Origin of the sequence: Mesorhizobium sp. M4B.F.Ca.ET.089.01.1.1 (assembly GCF_004022605.1) — a bacterium.
GTDB classification, from domain to species: Bacteria; Pseudomonadota; Alphaproteobacteria; order Rhizobiales; family Rhizobiaceae; genus Mesorhizobium; species Mesorhizobium abyssinicae.
Genome location: NZ_RZOS01001373.1, coordinates 1 through 473 on the forward strand (window position 1 = coordinate 1; position 473 = coordinate 473).

General features: G+C 67.7%; 2 protein-coding genes. One reads left to right on the forward strand and one right to left on the reverse strand.

All coding sequences use genetic code 11. The features are described from left to right. Nucleotides 1-228: N-acetyltransferase (locus tag EN780_RS37580; RefSeq protein ID WP_133373018.1), on the forward strand; the 228-nt coding region annotated here is incomplete at its 5' end. A gap of 54 nt (nt 229-282) precedes the next feature. Here EN780_RS37580 and EN780_RS37585 read toward each other — a convergent pair. After that, the coding region (locus EN780_RS37585; protein WP_189557172.1) for a pantoate--beta-alanine ligase at nt 283-473 on the reverse strand (191 nt) is incomplete at its 5' end.

A 473-nucleotide genomic window follows, 5' to 3' on the forward strand; every position in this document is an offset into this window, starting at 1 on the left:
CTCTATGTGCACCCGGCCTGCCAGCGGCAAGGGATCGGCACGGCCTTGCTCGACGAGATCGAGGTCAGCTTTCCGGAGGCGAACAAGCTGCGCCTCGAAGTGGAAGAGGTCAACGCGGCGGCAATCGCCTTCTACCGATCGCAAGGCCTTGCGTCCGCCGGCAAAACCGCCGATTGCGGCGGCGGATCAGGGCTGCCGGCACTTATCCTGGAGAAGGCGCTCGGATAGTCACCGCGGGGGCAGCGCCGCGGGCGAAAGGTATGACCGGGCGCCTCAGGGCGGCTACATGCTGGCAGGGATTTCCAAGTTGTCGATCAGCCTGGTCGTGCCGAGCCAGGCGGCGGCGAGCAAGCGGCCTTCCCGATCGCGTCGCCAGGGAGCGAGTGTCAGGCTTTCGCGCGCGGCGACATAGTCCACCTTCTGGAAGCCTGCCTCGATGAGCGCCTGCCGGGCCTCGGCGGTCGCGCCGGCTT